Raw genomic sequence first — 14,823 nt, forward strand, 5'->3', positions numbered from 1 at the left:
ATGGGCGAAAAGGCGTTGGTCATTCTTGATGGCGGCATGGGCCGGGAGCTGCAGCGCCGCGGTGCGCCGTTCCGGCAACCAGAGTGGTCGGCACTCGCGTTGAGCGAGGCCCCGGAAGCGGTGGTGGCGGTACATCGGGCCTATATCGAGGCGGGCGCTCAGGTCATTACCAGCAACAGCTATGCGGTGGTGCCTTTTCATATCGGCGAGGAGCGTTTCAAGGCCGAAGGCCGCGCCCTGGCCAGTACCGCCGGGCAGCTTGCCCGCGCTGCGGCGGATGCCGGCCCGCAAGCCGTACGGGTGGCCGGGTCGCTGCCGCCGTTGTTCGGCTCTTATCGCCCAGACCTGTATCAGGCTGAACGCGTCGGCGACGTGCTGACGCCGCTGGTTGAAGGTCTGGCCGACCATGTCGATCTGTGGCTGGCAGAGACCCAGAGCGCTATCGCTGAAGTGCAGGCGATCCGTGCCGGTCTTCCGCAAGACGGCAAGCCGTTCTGGGTGTCGTTCACGTTGCAGGACGAGGATGTCGATGAGGTGCCGCGTTTGCGCTCCGGCGAGCCGGTGGTCGATGCGGCCGAGGCCGTTGCGGCCTTGGGCGTGCAGACCCTGCTGTTCAACTGCAGCCAGCCAGAGGTGATCGGCGCCGCCATCGACGACGCCATCGCCACCTTCAAGCGCCTGGGCGTTGAGATTGCCGTCGGCGCCTACGCCAACGCCTTCCCGCCGCAGCCGAAGGACGCCACCGCCAACGATGGCCTGGATGAGCTGCGCGAAGACCTCGACCCGCCGGGTTACCTGCACTGGACGCAGGATTGGCGCCAACGCGGCGCCAGCCTGCTGGGCGGATGCTGCGGGATCGGCCCGGAGCATATCGCCCTGTTGGCCCAGCGTTTGAAGTAACGCCTTACGGCGTGGCGCGGCAGGCTTCCAGCGTTCTGAGTTGACCCTCGGGACGCTGGTTGTCTTCGCTCAGCCAGCGCTCGAAGCCGGCGGCAATCGCCGGCCACTCGTCATCCAGGATCGAATACCAAGCCGTGTCGCGGTTCTGGTCCTTGACCACCATGTGCTGACGGAACACCCCCTCGAAGCTGAACCCGAAGCGCTCCGCAGCCCGTCGCGAACGGGCGTTGGCGTTGTTGCACTTCCATTCCAGGCGGCGGTTGCCCAGTTCGAAGGACAGCTTGCCCAGCAGATAGACCGCTTCCGTGCCCTTGGGCGTGCGCTGCATTGCCGCGCCGAAGGCGATGTGGCCGATCTCGATGCGGCCGTGCGCCGGGACGATGGACATCAGGCTGAGAATGCCTTGCACTTGTCCGCTGGCCAGATCGACGACGCTATAGAACAGCGGGTCGCGGCTGCTGGCGTTGTCTTCCAGCCAGCGGTCGAACGGCGCGCGCTCGCTGAAGGGACCATAAGGCAGGTAGTCCCACAGCAGGCCATCGGCACCCGGCCCCTGGAGCACTTGCCAGAGATCATCGCCGTGCCGGCGCGGGTCGAGTTTCTCCAGGCGGATGAAGCGGCCGGTCAATGGCTCCGGGTGCGGTTCCGTGGCGGGTTTCCAGTTCAGATTCGTACTCATGGGAAGGCTCCGTCTTACAGCGGCTTGCGGAACTGGATGAAGCCCGGACGCTCGGCGACCTGCTCGTACAGGGAAATGGCCGTGGCGTTGGTTTCGTGGGTCAGCCAATGCACCTTGGCGCAACCGGCTTCGCGGGCGACATCGTAGACGTGCTCGATCAACTCGCGGCCGACGCCCTTGCCGCGCTGGCTGCCGTCAACGTAGAGGTCCTGCAGGTAGCAGGAGTTTTCCACAGACCAGTTGGAGCGGTGGTAGATCCAGTTGACCATGCCCACCGCCTTGCCATCGACCCAGGCCAGTGCCGAGTTGGTGGTTTCGGCCGGGTCGAGCAGGCGCTGCCAGGTCACTTGGCTGACGTCGTCGGGCAGGCGGGTTTCATAGAAATGCAGGTATGCCTGCCACAGTGGCAGCCAGGCAGCGTGATCGGCGGCGGTAACCGGACGGATCTGAACGGTAGACATGTGGCGCGTTCCTTCAAGGTTGCTGCATCAGCGCAGCGAGTTGGTTGTCCAGTGGGTCGGGGCTGGCGGCCAGGCCGTCGCGCACGCCGTCGTGGTCGAGGGTCGAACGGTTCTGGCTAAGCTTGCGGTTGCTCTGCAGGCGCGCGATGGGCACCGCGAAACCGACGATGGCCTTGAGCATGCCTTGCAGGTAATCGGCCGGGGCGTCGTCCACCGACCAGGGACGCTCGCGGCCCTGCTCATGGCGGTCGCTCAGGCGCCGGACGATATCCAGCAGCGGTTCGGCTTCATGGTAGACGCGGGGCGTGCCCCAGGCGTGCACCGCTGTGTAGTTCCAGGTCGGGACGGTCCGCGGGTCCTCGGCCTTGCTCGGGTAGAAGCCCGGGCTGACATAGGCGTCGGCGCCGGGAAACACCACCAGCACCTCGGCCCCGCGCTCCAGTTCCTGCCATTGCCGGTTGCCCCGGGCCAGGTGCCCGTACAGCGTGCCATTGGGGCCTTCATCGGGATTCAGCAGCAGCGGCACATGGCTGGCTTGCAGGCCCTGCTCGCCCTGGGTGATCAGTACCGCCAGGCGGGTGTTCTCAATGTGCTGGAGCTGGCGTTGCAGGTCGTCATCTTTGAAGGCGCTGGGTGAGAACATGACAAAGTTTCCTTGGCGAATGGACTCATCCTAGGCAGGCTATTGGTCTAGTGTAAGAGCCATTTCAGGCTAATTTCCTGGGTCCAATAACATGGTAGAGCCTTCCGTTTCCTTGCCGTTCGATCCCACCGGGATCGTTCTTGACCGCCGCCAGGGCCTTAGCCGGCAGCTTTATCAGGCATTGCGCGCGCGTGTGCTCGATGGACGTCTTGGTAGCGGTGCCCGGCTACCGGCCAGCCGCGACATGGCAGCGATTCTTGGTTTGTCGCGAAACAGCGTGGTGCGCGCCTACGACCAACTGTATGCCGAGGGTTTCATCGAAAGTCGGGTGGGAGACGGAACCTATGTCAGCCACCTGCCAAAGTTGTCCACAAAAGTATCCACAAGGTTATCCCGGGGTTTATCAACAGCCTTATCCACAATTCCCCCGGAAAATACTGGTGATTCGTCCAGTAAAGTTATCCACACGGATGCGCTTTTTCGTCTGGAAAATCATCATTTGCCCACGCCGCGCAGCGGTCCGCCGCGGGCTTTCCGGGTCGGTGTGCCAGCGTTCGACCTGTTCCCGTTCGAGGTCTGGGCCAAGTTGCAGACGGGTTTCTGGCGAAATCCCGATGCGGCCGGTCTCGGTTACGGTGATCCGGCAGGTGAACCGATGCTTCGCGAACTGATTGCCGCTTATTTGCGTCGATCGCGGGGTCTTTCCTGCACGCCTGAACAAATTGTGATCACCACCGGCGCACAGCAGGCCATCAGCCTTTGTGCACAGTTGCTGTTGGAGCCTGGGGCGGGGGTCGCTGTGGAAAACCCGGGCTATCGCGCCGCCGCCTGTGCCTTCGCCCTGACCGGCGCGACGATGCACGGCGTGGCTGTGGATAACGAAGGGCTCGACTGCAACGCATTGGCCGCCTTGAGTGATTGCCGCTTGGCCTACGTCACGCCTTCACACCAATACCCCACGGGCGTGGTGATGAGCCTGGCCCGACGCCTGGAACTGCTGGCCTGGGCCGAGCGCAACGAGCGCTGGATTGTCGAGGACGACTACGACGGCGAATACCGCTACAGCGGCGCGCCATTGGCACCGCTGGCGGCGCTCGATCGTAGCGGGCGGGTGTTGTACGTCGGCACCTTCAGCAAGGTGGCTTTTCCGGCCCTGCGTCTGGGCTATCTGGTGCTGCCGCGGCAATTGGTGGAGCCGTTTTCCCGGTGTCGGGCGTTGATGGTGCGGCATTCGGAAGTCGGCACGCAGACGGTGATGGCGCAGTTCATGGCCCAAGGGCATTTCCAGCGGCACATCCGGCGCATGCGGCGGGCGGCGCTGAGCCGGCGTAATGCCTTGCAGGCCGGTTGGCCTGTGGATATTCCGGGCGTGGGTGGGTTGCCGGAAATGGTTGCGGGGCTGCACGTCAAAGTGGATGTGGATAACTTCGAGCGGGAGCAGTGGCTGGTGGAGCGAGCGCTTGAGGCGGGTGTGGAGATCAATCCGCTGAGTGACTACTGGCTACCGGGGACGCCCGCGTCTGTGGATAAGAGCGCCGGGCTGGTGTTGGGGTTTGCGGCGGTGGGGGAGGCGGGGATTGCGCAGGCGTTGGGGGTGTTGAGGAAGGTTTGGAAGGGGTGAGCGTTTTTTGGGGCGCATCGCGAGCAAGCTCGCTCCTACAGGGGGCGAGCTTGCTCGGGATAATTACACTCAGGTCCCCGCTTTGATCTTGGTCCAGGCCCGCGTCCGTGCCCGCTCCGCGTCACGGCCCAGCGGCTGCAAGGTATACAGCTTGGTCATCGCCTCCGCCGTCGGGTACAGGTTCGGGTTGTTGCGGATCGCCGGGGCGACCAGTTCGGTAGCGTCCTTGTTCGGGTTCGGATAGCCGACGAAATCGCTGATCGGCGCAATCACCTTCGGTTGCAGGAGGTAGTTGATAAAGGTGTAGGCATCTTCCGGGTTGGCCGCGCCTTTGGGGATGGCCAGCATGTCGAACCAGATCGGCGCGCCTTCTTTCGGCAGGCGCATGTCCACCACCACACCGTTCTTCGCTTCGGTGGCGCGGTTGGCAGCCTGGGAGAAGCTGCCGGAGTAGCCCACCGCCACGCAGATGTCGCCGTTGGCGATGTCGGCCATGTATTTGGACGAGTGGAAATAGGTGATGGATGGACGAATCTTCATCATCAATTCTTCGGCTTTCTTGTAGTCCGCCGGTTTGCTGCTGTTAGGCGGCAAGCCCAGGTATTGCAGGGCCAGCGGCATGATTTCCGACGGCGAATCGAGCAGCGCCACGCCGCACTGCTTGAGTTTGGAGAGGTTCTCTTCCTTGAAGATCAGGTCCCAACTGTCCACCGGCGCATTCTCGCCCAGTGCCGCCTTGACCTTGGCCGGGTTGAAGCCGATCAGCACGGTGCCGTACATGTAGGGCACGGCGAACTTGTTGCCGGGGTCGTTGGCCTCGATCAGCTTCATCAGCGCCGGGTCCAGGTGCTGCCAGTTTGGCAGCTTGCTGCGGTCCAGCGGCTGGAACACGCCGGCCTCGATCTGCTTGGCCAGGAACACGTTGGAAGGCACCACCACGTCGTAACCGGAGTTTCCGGTCAGCAGTTTGGCTTCCAGCGCCTCGTTGGTGTCGAAGATGTCGTAGATCAGCTTGACCTGGGCGTCCTTCTGGAAATCCGTCAGGGTTTGCGGAGTGATGTAGTCGAACCAGTTGTAGACCCGCAGGGTGCGCTGTTCGGCGACAGCCTGGAGGCTGCCGGCGAGCAGGGTGGTACAGAGCAGGGGGGCGAGCAGTCGTTTTAATCGAGTCATGCTTGGGCTTCCTGTTGGGCGCGTTCGAAACCTTCGAGAACGTTCACGGCGTTGATGCCGATTTCTTCCACCGCATAGCCGCCCTCCATGACGAACAGGGTCGGCTTGCCAAGGCGGGCGATGCGCTCGCCCATCTGCAGGTAATCAGGGCTGTCGAGCTTGAACTGGGAGATCGGGTCGTCCTTGAAGGTGTCCACGCCGAGGGAAATCACCAGCACGTCCGGCGCGTAGGCGTCGATGCGCTGACAGGCCTGCTCGAGCGCGTTGTTCCAGGCGGCCCAGTCGCTGCCGGCGGGCAGAGGGTAGTTGATGTTGTAGCCCAGGCCGTCGCCGTCGCCGTGTTCGTCGGCATAACCGAGGAAGAACGGGAATTCGGCCTGCGGGTCGCCGTGGATCGAGGCGAAGAACACGTCGCTGCGGTCGTAGAAGATTTCCTGGGTGCCGTTGCCGTGGTGGTAGTCGACATCGAGGATCGCCACTTTGCCGTGGCCTTGGTCGAGGAACGCCTGGGCGGCGATGGCCGCGTTGTTCAGGTAGCAATAGCCGCCCATGACGTCGCTGGCGGCGTGGTGCCCTGGCGGACGGCAAAGAGCGAAGGCACTGTGGGCGCCGGCCTGCACCGCGGCCTGGGCGGTGAGCGCCACTTGCGCGGCGCTGTATGCTGCTTGCCAGGTGCCGGCGGTGATCGGCGCGCCGGCGTCGAAGCTGTAGTAGCCCAGTTCGCCCAGCAGGCTGGTCGGTTTGACCCGGCGCAAGGTGCGCGCCGGCCAGGTGAATGGCAGCAGGTCGCCGTCGCGGTTCAGCTCGGCCCAGCGGGCCCAGGCCCCTTCGAAGAAGTTCAGATAGCCGGCGTCGTGCACCCGCAGCAACGGTTCACGGCCAAAATCGCGCGGGCCGCTGATGGGCCCGAGGTTACGGGTCTTGACCCGCTCCAGTACGTGGTCGGCCCGCGACGGCATTTCGAAGCAGGGCATCAGTTGCCCGTCGATCAGCTCGCAGCGGCCGTGGTGCAGGCGGTGGTCATCGGAATAGATCGTCAGCATGTTGTTGTTCTCCGGTCACTGGCGTATCGGTCCATTGTTGATGGCGGCCCGGTGAAGCAGAACGGCGCAAACGGCCAAAAGGGGATCGATATGGCCACGACGAGTGTCCGGATTTGGCCCCTGGATGGTGCACGCCTTGACGCTATGAGCTCAGGTCTTGAAATGGCTCGGGGCCACGCCGCTCCAGCGCATGAACGCGTGGCGGAAGCTGGCGGTCTCGCTGAAGCCCAGTTCCTCGGCGATCCGGTAGATCGGTATGTTCCCCTCGCCGAGCAATTGCTTGGCCCGCTCGAAGCGTAGTTCGTCCAGCAATTGTTGATAGCTGCTGCCCATTTCACTCAAGTGCCGGCGCAAGGTTCGCGATGAGCAGTTCATCTGCCGCGCCAGTCCTTCCAGGCCGGGGGCGGCGTCCAGTTGCCGGGCCAGCAGTTCACGGATGCGCCCGAGCCAGGCTTGGCGACCGGTGAATTCCAGATTCAACTGGCGGCAACGTTCGCTCATGGCCCGGTGGGTCACCTGGTCGGCCAGCGGCAGGGGATGTTCCAGCCAACGGCGGTCGAAGGCGAACGCGTTGTCGTCGGCCTCGAAGCGTAGTGGGCAGGTGAAGGGGTTGCTGTAGAGCGGATGGTAATCGGGCGTCGGGTGGGCGAAGCGCGCACCGAGCAGAGGCAGCGGCTGGCCCAGCAGGTCATCGCAGATGATTTTCAGCGAGGTCAGGCAGAACTCGGCGTTGAAGGCGGCCAGTTGCGGTTCTTCGCGGTAGCCGCTGGCGCTGAACCAGATGCGCTCGCCGTCCTCGATCAGGCGCAACTGGAAAAGTGTTCCCAGAAGCGCGGGATAACGCAGCGCCAGACGTAACGCGTCACCTAAGGTGGCACTGGAGAGCAGGGCATAGCCGAGCATGCCGTAGGACGAAATGTGCATCCGTCGGCCCAGTTCCAGGCCGATTTCCCGGCGCCGGGCCACCGCGTTGGCGCACACCAGCATCTCCTGGCGGGTGGTGATGCGCGGGTCGGCGCGCCCCAGGTCCGCCGGGCTGATGCCGCTGCCCTTGAGCAACGAATCGTCGTCCAGGCCCTGGCTCTGGAAGGCCTGGAGCACCAGGGAAACCGCGTTCAGGGTGGTCAGGTGTGAGTGCAGCATGCGGGGTGTCCGGCAATTGGGCTGATCGGTGAGCGAGCAAATTGTGTGCCTTTAGCGCAGCTCGCCGGCCAGATCCACTTCCACCAGACGGCGCACTTCGTCCACCGGCAGCCCGGCACCGAGCAGCAACTGCAACTTGCCGAACGCCGCTTCGCGGGTCATGCCGCCGCCCGACAACACGCCAGCCTGGCGCAATTTGCTGCCGGCCTCGTAGATATCCAGTTCGACGCCGCCTTCATGGCACTGGCTGACCGCAACCACCACCACGCCACTGGCGTGGGCCTCGCCGAGGGCGGCGAGAAAGTCCGGGTTGTCGCCCGGGCCAGTGCCGCTGCCGAAACATTCGAGGATCACGCCGCGGGCACCGGTGTTGATCACCGCCCTCAGCACGTGCGCGGAAAAGCCCGGCACCAGCGGCAGGACGGCAACATTCGCCACCTGTTTCGGCTGGCGGTAATCCAGGGCGGCGGGCACGGCGGGCGATGAGGTCGCGGTGCTGTTGCGTTTGAGGGTGACGAAGGGATGCCGGCCAAAACTGCGGACCTTGGCGGTACGGCTGGGCGCCAGCAGCTCGCCGTGAAAATAGAGCTGTACGCCGGGTGCCTGGCCGTCGGTCAGGGCTTGCAGTGCGCCGGTGAGGTTTTCCCAGGCATCGCTGTCGTCTACGCCCGCCGGCAGCATGGAGCCGGTGAACAGTACCGGTGCGTCCAGCCCGAGCAGTTGAAAGCTCATCGCCGCGGCGCTGTAGGCCAGGGTATCGGTGCCATGCAGGACCAGCACCGCATCGGAGCCAGAATCGATCGCTTCGATGATCGCCGTGCGCAGGCGCAGCCAGTACTGCGGGGTCATGTTGGCGCTGTCGATCAGCGGCGTCATTTCGCGGAAACGCCAGGGTGCGAGGCGACCCGATCCGCTCAGTTGCGCGCGCATGCGCTGCTCGAAGCCGGAGGCGGGGGTCAGGCCGTGGGCACCGGCCTGCATGCCGATGGTGCCACCGGTATACAGCACCATGATGCTGCGGGCGGGTCGTGCGGACGCCGAAGTCATGCGCCATTCTCCATGGTCGGTCTTGTTCGTGGCGGGGAACAGTACGACATCCGGTGGAGAGCTGTCAGGCGGATTGAAGGGAGGGGGCTTTCATCAGAAAAAAAAAAGGGCCCGGGGTTTAGCCCTGGGCCCTCAAAAGGTGAGAGGTGTCTAGTCCCTCGACCTGGTGAGACGGTTTGTTGCGCGGGTTACGCCTTCAGCGGAACCAGACGCGGAGCAATCATATTTTCCGGACGCAGGATGTCGTTGAGCATCGCTTCGTCCAGCAGGCCTTCTTCGCGCACCAGTTCCAGCACGCCACGGCCACTTTCCAGGGCGATGCGGGCGATACGGGTGGCGTTTTCGTAGCCGATGTAAGGGTTCAGGGCGGTGACCAGGCCGATCGAGTGTTCGACCAGTTCACGGCAGCGCTGTTCGTTGGCGGTGATGCCGACGATGCAGTGCTCACGCAGCATGTCCATGGCGCGCTGCAGCAGGCGGATCGAGTCGAAGATCTTGTAGGCGATCAGCGGTTCCATCACGTTCAGTTGCAGTTGACCGCCTTCGGCAGCGATGGTCAGGGCCAGGTCGTTGCCCATGATGGCGAAGGCGACTTGGTTGACGGCTTCCGGGATAACCGGGTTGACCTTGCCTGGCATGATCGAGCTGCCTGGCTGGCGAGCCGGCAGGTTGATCTCGTTGATGCCGGTGCGTGGGCCGCTGGACAGCAGGCGCAGGTCGTTGCAGATCTTCGACAGCTTGACTGCGGTACGCTTGAGCATGCCGGAGAACAGGACGAAGGCGCCCATGTCCGAAGTGGCTTCGATCAGGTCGGCGGCCGGTACCAGCGGCTGGCCGCTGATGGTTGCCAGGCGCTGAACGGCCAGGGCCTGGTAGCCCGGGTCGGCGTTGATGCCGGTACCGATGGCGGTACCGCCCAGGTTCACTTCGGTCAGCACTTCTGGTGCCAGGGTGCGCAGGCGGTTCAGGTCTTCGGTCAGGGTGGTGGCGAAGGCACGGAATTCCTGACCCAGGGTCATCGGTACGGCGTCCTGCAGTTGGGTACGACCCATCTTCAGTACGTGGCTGAATTCTTGACCCTTGGCAGCGAACGCCTGGATCAGGCTGTCGAGGCTGGCCAGCAGCGCGTCGTGACCCAGCAGCAGACCCAGGCGGATCGCGGTCGGGTAGGCGTCGTTGGTCGACTGCGCCATGTTCACGTCGTTGTTCGGGTGCAGGTATTTGTACTCGCCTTTCTGGTGGCCCATGGCCTCCAGCGCGATGTTGGCGATGACTTCGTTGGCGTTCATGTTGGTGGAAGTACCAGCACCGCCTTGAATCATGTCCACGATGAACTGCTCGTGGTAGTCGCCACGGATCAGGCGGGCGCAGGCCTCGCTGATGGCGGCATGTTTGGCATCGCTCAGATGACCCAGCTCACGGTTGGCGTCGGCTGCGGCTTGCTTGACCATGGCCAGGCCCACGACCAGCTTCGGATAGTGCGACAGCGGAACACCGGAGAGGTGGAAGTTGTTGGCAGCGCGCAGGGTCTGGATGCCGTAGTAGGCATCAGCAGGGACTTCCAGGGTACCAAGCAGGTCTTTCTCGACGCGGAACGATGCAGCAGCGGACATGATGGATATCATCTCGAATTAACCCGGCACATGCCGGAATGGCGCTAATCGTAGGAGCGGAAGCTGTTTTGCGGCCAATGCTGTTGCACGCTAACCTATGCACAAACGGCATAACGTCTGATGTGACGTTCTTCCTGGTTCGAGCGTGTACCATTTTGGTGCGTGGTTTGGAGAGTTTTGATGAACGTTGAAAGCAAGTGGCTGGAAGACTTCAGTGCCCTGGCCGCCACCCGCAGTTTTTCCCAGGCCGCCGAGCGCCGCTTCGTCACGCAGCCGGCCTTCAGCCGCCGTATCCGCAGCCTGGAGGCGGCGCTGGGCCTGACGTTGGTCAACCGCTCGCGCACACCGATCGAGCTGACCGCCGCCGGGCAGTTGTTTCTCGTCACCGCCCGCACCGTTGTCGACCAGTTGAGCGAAGTTCTCCGCCATTTGCATCACCTTGAAGGCGGGCAGGGCGAGGTGATCCAGGTGTCCGCGGCGCACTCGCTGGCACTAGGATTCTTCCCGCGCTGGATCGCCCAGTTGCGCAACGACGGCCTGAATATCGCTACCCGCCTGGTGGCCACCAACGTCGGCGATGCGGTGCACGCCCTGCGCGAGGGCGGTTGTGACCTGATGCTGGCGTTCTACGACCCGGACGCGGCCTTGCAGATGGATGCGGAAATTTTCCCGTCGCTGCACCTGGGCAACACCGAGATGCTTCCGGTGTGCGCGGCGGGGGCGGACGGCAAACCGCTGTTCGACCTCGAAGGCGAGGCCAGTGTGCCGCTGCTGGCGTATAGCGCCGGGGCGTTTCTCGGCCGCTCGGTGAACCTGCTGTTGCGCCAGCGCAACCTGCGCTTTACCACCATCTATGAAACCGCGATGGCCGATAGCCTCAAGGGCATGGCGCTGGAAGGGCTGGGCATCGCCTGGGTGCCGAGCCTGTCGGCGCGGGCGGAGCTGGAGCGTGGCGAGTTGGTGATCTGCGGCGGGCCCCAGTGGCATGTGCCACTGGAGATACGTCTTTATCGCTGCGCGCTGGTGCGCAAGGCCAATGTGCGGCTGCTCTGGCGCAAGCTCGAGTCCGGGACGCAAGAACAGCCTTGAACCGTCATCAACGCAGCCGTTTCAGGTAATTGGCGATGTTCTCCCGGTTTTCATCGGAGTAGCGATAACAGTTCGAGCGAAGGCCAAATCGGTTGGGGAACATATAGGTTTCGCAGAACCAGCCATTGAAGCTGATATAGGACTGCTCGTGGGTGGCGCTCAGCGTATGGCCCAGTTCATGCCCCACCGTGGCGTAGGTACCCAGCGAGGCAATCGCGGAATGGCCCGTCTGGTAGGCCATGCCAAAAATGCTGTCGTTGCCATGGCGTTCCAGTTCATTGCGGGTCAGCAGCAGGTACTTGTTGTCGGTGACGTCTTCTGGGCTGGGCTGTTGGCGCCGCCAGACCGAGGCAGCGTCGGCCCATTCCGACAGCGTGGCGGAGGCGTCCAGCCCTTGGTACGTGATGTCGGTCAGGCCGGGAATACGCCGCGTGAAGCGCAGGGCGACCGGGAGGCGAGCGATCAGGCGTATCTCGTCCATCCAGGCCTCGAAGTAGTCTTTTTGTAGCTGTTCGTCTGAAAGTTCAGACAGCTCATCGTGGGGAAAGACCCAGATCGTCAGCGTCGGGGTGGCTTCGGCACTGGCGAGCGGCGCGTTGAGGGTCAGGGTGATTGCCAGTGGCAGGGCGGGAAACAGCGAGTTGTGCATGGTGTCATCCTTGACGTTGATGTGCGGTGACCCACCGTACCGCCAGCCCTCGGGGCCAGAGCATCTGGAAGTCCAGCAGCGGGGCAATGGCCGGACATCGCGACAGGGCTGGGCGCTTTGCTCCTCATTGCGCTATAATCCCGCGCCTTCGACCAGTCGGTCGATTCAGAATCCGTATGACGAGCCACGCCGGTCTTCCCGCGTGGCTCGTTGCTTTTGGTGCGTCGGAAGACGCTTACAGGAGAGGCTCGACGATGAGTGCACTGGTTGGCGTGATCATGGGCTCCAAGTCCGATTGGTCCACCCTTAGCCACACCGCCGATATGCTGGAAAAACTCGGCATTCCCTACGAAGTGAAGGTGGTTTCCGCCCACCGCACTCCGGACCTGCTGTTCCAGTACGCTGAAGAGGCCGAAGGCCGTGGCATCGAGGTGATCATCGCCGGAGCGGGTGGCGCTGCCCACTTGCCAGGCATGTGCGCCGCCAAGACTCACCTGCCCGTGCTGGGCGTACCGGTGCAGTCGTCGATGCTGTCGGGTGTCGATTCGCTGCTGTCGATCGTTCAGATGCCCGCCGGCATTCCGGTGGCGACCCTGGCAATCGGCAAGGCTGGCGCGATCAACGCAGCACTGCTCTCGGCGAGCATTCTGGGGGCCAAGCACCCGCAGTTCCACGCCGTGCTCAAGCAGTTCCGCGCAGAACAGACAGACAGCGTTCTGGACAACCCAGATCCACGCCAGGCCTGAGGTCACACGCATGAAAATCGGTGTAATCGGTGGCGGCCAGCTCGGCCGTATGCTGGCTCTGGCGGGCACCCCGCTGGGCATGAACTTCGCCTTCCTCGACCCGGCGCCAGACGCCTGCGCCGCGCCACTGGGCGAGCACCTGCGTGCCGACTACGGCGACCAGGATCATCTGCGCCAACTGGCCGATGAAGTCGATCTGGTGACCTTCGAGTTCGAAAGCGTTCCGGCCGAGACCGTGGCGTTCCTGTCGCAATTCGTGCCGGTCTACCCGAGCGCCGAAGCCCTGCGCATCGCTCGCGACCGCTGGTTCGAGAAGAGCATGTTCAAGGACCTGGGCATCCCGACCCCGGCCTTCGCCGATATCCAGTCGCAAGCCGACCTGGAAAACGCCGTGGCCAGCATCGGTCTGCCAGCCGTATTGAAAACCCGCACCCTGGGTTACGACGGCAAGGGCCAGAAAGTGCTGCGCACGCCGGCCGACGTAATCGGCACCTTCGCCGAGCTGGGCAGCGTGCCGTGCCTGTTGGAAGGTTTCGTACCGTTCACCGGTGAAGTTTCGCTGGTCGCCGTGCGTGCACGGGATGGCGAAACCCGCTTCTACCCGCTGGTCCACAACACCCACGAGAGCGGCATCCTGCGCCTGTCGGTGGCCAGCAGCGATCACCCGCTGCAGTCCCTGGCCGAAGACTATGCGAGCCGCGTGCTTGAGCAGCTCGATTACGTCGGCGTTCTGGCCTTCGAATTCTTTGAAGTCGATGGCGGCCTGAAAGCCAACGAAATCGCGCCGCGGGTCCACAACTCCGGGCACTGGACCATCGAAGGCGCCGAGTGCAGCCAGTTCGAGAACCACCTGCGCGCCGTTGCCGGCCTGCCGCTGGGCCCGACCGGCAAGGTCGGCGAAAGCGCCATGCTCAACTTCATCGGCGAAGTGCCGTCTGTGGATAAAGTGGTTGCCATTGACGACTGCCACCTGCACCACTACGGCAAGGCGTTCAAGGTCGGACGCAAGGTCGGCCACGCCACCCTGCGCTGCGCCGACATGGCCACCCTGGAGCAGAAGATCCAGCAGGTCGAAGCGCTGATCGCGGGTTGAACTGAACCTCTCCGTTCGGCACCCCTCTGATGGCAGGACGCCAAAGCGCTGACTAGGCTTTGGCAGTGCACTCACATCAGAGGGAATGCCATGGGAATCATCGGAACCATCTTCATCGGCCTCATCGTTGGCTTGCTGGCGCGCTTTCTAAAGCCCGGCGACGACAGCATGGGCTGGATCATGACCATCCTCCTCGGTATCGCCGGCTCGTTGGCCGCGACCTACGGTGGCCAGGCGCTGGGGATTTACCAGGCAGGCCAGGCGGCCGGTTTCCTGGGGGCACTGGTGGGCGCGATCATTCTTCTGGTGATCTACGGATTCATCAAAAAAAGCTGATGGCGGGATAGAATGCTCGGCAACTTCTCCGACGGTTGCCGAGCATTTTTCATGCGTGCGTTATTCCTCATTCCGCTGCTGCTGTGCAGCACTCTCGCCCGGGCCGAACTGCCTGAAACCGATTGGCTGGAACTGATGCCGAAGTCGGATCAGAAAGCGCTGGAAGAGATGCCAGAAATCGACCACGACTCACCTGAAGCTCAAGGCACCTTCACCGATAAAGGTGGCTTGAAGCAGAGCAAGGGCCTGCCCGCGGTGATGTACTCGACGAAGACCGTCGCGGCGATGAACGGCAAGTCGATCCGTATTGGCGGTTACCCGGTGCCGCTGGAGTCCGATGCCAAGGGCAACAGCACGCTGTTCTTCCTTGTCCCCTATCCGGGCGCCTGCATCCATGTCCCGCCGCCGCCGCCGAACCAATTGGTGCTGGTGCGCTATCCGAAGGGCGTGAAGCTGGACGACATCTACACCCCGCTATGGGTCAGCGGCACCTTGAAAGTCGAAAAGGTCAACAATGACCTGGCCGACGCCGCCTACGCCATGGACGCCGGAAAGGTACGCGTGGTGGAGGACGCGGACCTGTAAGA

General features: G+C 63.5%; 16 protein-coding genes. 7 read left to right on the top strand and 9 right to left on the bottom strand.

Annotated features, from left to right (window positions below):
- A complete protein-coding gene (locus CKW37_RS25145) occupies positions 1 to 900 on the top strand; it encodes a homocysteine S-methyltransferase family protein (protein WP_095158906.1) in 900 nt (299 codons plus the stop codon).
- Between the two features lie 4 nt (positions 901 to 904).
- Here the strand turns inward: CKW37_RS25145 and CKW37_RS25150 are convergent, their stop codons facing one another.
- The 3 genes from CKW37_RS25150 to CKW37_RS25160 are packed head-to-tail and all read right to left on the bottom strand — an operon-like array spanning position 905 to position 2,683.
- Positions 905 to 1,579, bottom strand: a complete 675-nt coding sequence (locus tag CKW37_RS25150) for a GNAT family N-acetyltransferase (protein ID WP_095158907.1) — start codon at positions 1,577 to 1,579, stop codon at positions 905 to 907.
- Between the two features lie 14 nt (positions 1,580 to 1,593).
- The gene (locus CKW37_RS25155; protein WP_095158908.1) at positions 1,594 to 2,040 is read right to left on the bottom strand and encodes a GNAT family N-acetyltransferase; all 447 of its coding nucleotides are present in this window, start codon (positions 2,038 to 2,040) and stop codon (positions 1,594 to 1,596) included.
- Between the two features lie 13 nt (positions 2,041 to 2,053).
- On the bottom strand, positions 2,054 to 2,683 hold the full coding sequence (locus tag CKW37_RS25160) for an FMN-binding negative transcriptional regulator (protein WP_095158909.1): 630 nt from the start codon (positions 2,681 to 2,683) through the stop codon (positions 2,054 to 2,056).
- 91 nt (positions 2,684 to 2,774) lie between these two features.
- On the opposite strand from CKW37_RS25160, the gene CKW37_RS25165 reads away from it, so the two are divergent.
- Positions 2,775 to 4,304 carry a PLP-dependent aminotransferase family protein gene (locus CKW37_RS25165; protein WP_095158910.1) on the top strand — a complete coding sequence of 510 codons (1,530 nt, stop codon included), beginning with the start codon at positions 2,775 to 2,777 and terminating at the stop codon, positions 4,302 to 4,304.
- Positions 4,305 to 4,373: 69 nt separating this feature from the next.
- Here CKW37_RS25165 and CKW37_RS25170 read toward each other — a convergent pair whose 3' ends face one another.
- From CKW37_RS25170 to aspA, 5 genes are all read right to left on the bottom strand, one after another.
- A complete protein-coding gene (locus tag CKW37_RS25170; protein ID WP_095158911.1) occupies positions 4,374 to 5,477 on the bottom strand; it encodes a polyamine ABC transporter substrate-binding protein in 1,104 nt (367 codons plus the stop codon).
- Positions 5,474 to 6,520, bottom strand: a complete 1,047-nt coding sequence (locus CKW37_RS25175) for a histone deacetylase family protein (RefSeq protein ID WP_095158912.1) — start codon at positions 6,518 to 6,520, stop codon at positions 5,474 to 5,476. Before CKW37_RS25175 ends, CKW37_RS25170 begins: the two co-directional genes overlap by 4 nt.
- Positions 6,521 to 6,670: 150 nt before the next feature.
- Positions 6,671 to 7,663 (bottom strand): AraC family transcriptional regulator, encoded by a 993-nt coding sequence (locus CKW37_RS25180; RefSeq protein WP_095158913.1) that lies wholly within the window; start codon positions 7,661 to 7,663, stop codon positions 6,671 to 6,673.
- Between the two features lie 51 nt (positions 7,664 to 7,714).
- Complete coding sequence (locus CKW37_RS25185) at positions 7,715 to 8,710, bottom strand: asparaginase (RefSeq protein ID WP_095158914.1); 996 nt, start codon at positions 8,708 to 8,710, stop codon at positions 7,715 to 7,717.
- Between the two features lie 188 nt (positions 8,711 to 8,898).
- Positions 8,899 to 10,323, bottom strand: a complete 1,425-nt coding sequence (aspA, locus tag CKW37_RS25190) for an aspartate ammonia-lyase (protein WP_095158915.1) — start codon at positions 10,321 to 10,323, stop codon at positions 8,899 to 8,901.
- Positions 10,324 to 10,503: 180 nt separating this feature from the next.
- On the opposite strand from aspA, the gene CKW37_RS25195 reads away from it, so the two are divergent.
- Positions 10,504 to 11,412 (top strand): LysR substrate-binding domain-containing protein, encoded by a 909-nt coding sequence (locus tag CKW37_RS25195; RefSeq protein ID WP_095158916.1) that lies wholly within the window; start codon positions 10,504 to 10,506, stop codon positions 11,410 to 11,412.
- Positions 11,413 to 11,419: 7 nt separating this feature from the next.
- Here the strand turns inward: CKW37_RS25195 and CKW37_RS25200 are convergent, their stop codons facing one another.
- Positions 11,420 to 12,061, bottom strand: coding sequence for a hypothetical protein (locus CKW37_RS25200; RefSeq protein ID WP_095158917.1), 642 nt, complete (start codon positions 12,059 to 12,061; stop codon positions 11,420 to 11,422).
- 254 nt (positions 12,062 to 12,315) lie between these two features.
- Here CKW37_RS25200 and purE point away from each other — a divergent pair, with 254 nt between their 5' ends.
- From purE to CKW37_RS25220, 4 genes are all read left to right on the top strand, one after another.
- Complete coding sequence (gene purE, locus CKW37_RS25205) at positions 12,316 to 12,807, top strand: 5-(carboxyamino)imidazole ribonucleotide mutase (protein WP_065758113.1); 492 nt, start codon at positions 12,316 to 12,318, stop codon at positions 12,805 to 12,807.
- 10 nt (positions 12,808 to 12,817) lie between these two features.
- Positions 12,818 to 13,900 carry a 5-(carboxyamino)imidazole ribonucleotide synthase gene (locus tag CKW37_RS25210; RefSeq protein ID WP_095158918.1) on the top strand — a complete coding sequence of 361 codons (1,083 nt, stop codon included), beginning with the start codon at positions 12,818 to 12,820 and terminating at the stop codon, positions 13,898 to 13,900.
- 90 nt (positions 13,901 to 13,990) lie between these two features.
- Positions 13,991 to 14,236 carry a GlsB/YeaQ/YmgE family stress response membrane protein gene (locus CKW37_RS25215; RefSeq protein ID WP_095158919.1) on the top strand — a complete coding sequence of 82 codons (246 nt, stop codon included), beginning with the start codon at positions 13,991 to 13,993 and terminating at the stop codon, positions 14,234 to 14,236.
- A 51-nt stretch (positions 14,237 to 14,287) separates the two neighbouring features.
- Positions 14,288 to 14,821: a DUF3299 domain-containing protein gene (locus tag CKW37_RS25220; protein WP_256587854.1), complete on the top strand. Its 534-nt coding sequence runs from the start codon at positions 14,288 to 14,290 to the stop codon at positions 14,819 to 14,821.
- Positions 14,822 to 14,823: the final 2 nt, after the last annotated feature.

Source organism: Pseudomonas sp. Irchel 3E13 (genome assembly GCF_900187455.1).
Classification (GTDB): domain Bacteria; phylum Pseudomonadota; class Gammaproteobacteria; order Pseudomonadales; family Pseudomonadaceae; genus Aquipseudomonas.

Coding starts and splice junctions, on each gene's coding strand:
- CKW37_RS25150 (WP_095158907.1), bottom strand. CDS start 1,579: ATGAGTACGAATCTGAACTGGAAACCCGCCACGGAACCGCACCCGGAG.
- CKW37_RS25175 (WP_095158912.1), bottom strand. CDS start 6,520: ATGCTGACGATCTATTCCGATGACCACCGCCTGCACCACGGCCGCTGC.
- CKW37_RS25210 (WP_095158918.1), top strand. CDS start 12,818: ATGAAAATCGGTGTAATCGGTGGCGGCCAGCTCGGCCGTATGCTGGCT.
- CKW37_RS25170 (WP_095158911.1), bottom strand. CDS start 5,477: ATGACTCGATTAAAACGACTGCTCGCCCCCCTGCTCTGTACCACCCTG.
- CKW37_RS25200 (WP_095158917.1), bottom strand. CDS start 12,061: ATGCACAACTCGCTGTTTCCCGCCCTGCCACTGGCAATCACCCTGACC.
- CKW37_RS25220 (WP_256587854.1), top strand. CDS start 14,288: ATGCGTGCGTTATTCCTCATTCCGCTGCTGCTGTGCAGCACTCTCGCC.
- CKW37_RS25195 (WP_095158916.1), top strand. CDS start 10,504: ATGAACGTTGAAAGCAAGTGGCTGGAAGACTTCAGTGCCCTGGCCGCC.
- CKW37_RS25165 (WP_095158910.1), top strand. CDS start 2,775: ATGGTAGAGCCTTCCGTTTCCTTGCCGTTCGATCCCACCGGGATCGTT.
- CKW37_RS25145 (WP_095158906.1), top strand. CDS start 1: ATGGGCGAAAAGGCGTTGGTCATTCTTGATGGCGGCATGGGCCGGGAG.
- CKW37_RS25215 (WP_095158919.1), top strand. CDS start 13,991: ATGGGAATCATCGGAACCATCTTCATCGGCCTCATCGTTGGCTTGCTG.
- aspA (WP_095158915.1), bottom strand. CDS start 10,323: ATGTCCGCTGCTGCATCGTTCCGCGTCGAGAAAGACCTGCTTGGTACC.
- CKW37_RS25180 (WP_095158913.1), bottom strand. CDS start 7,663: ATGCTGCACTCACACCTGACCACCCTGAACGCGGTTTCCCTGGTGCTC.
- CKW37_RS25160 (WP_095158909.1), bottom strand. CDS start 2,683: ATGTTCTCACCCAGCGCCTTCAAAGATGACGACCTGCAACGCCAGCTC.
- purE (WP_065758113.1), top strand. CDS start 12,316: ATGAGTGCACTGGTTGGCGTGATCATGGGCTCCAAGTCCGATTGGTCC.
- CKW37_RS25155 (WP_095158908.1), bottom strand. CDS start 2,040: ATGTCTACCGTTCAGATCCGTCCGGTTACCGCCGCCGATCACGCTGCC.
- CKW37_RS25185 (WP_095158914.1), bottom strand. CDS start 8,710: ATGACTTCGGCGTCCGCACGACCCGCCCGCAGCATCATGGTGCTGTAT.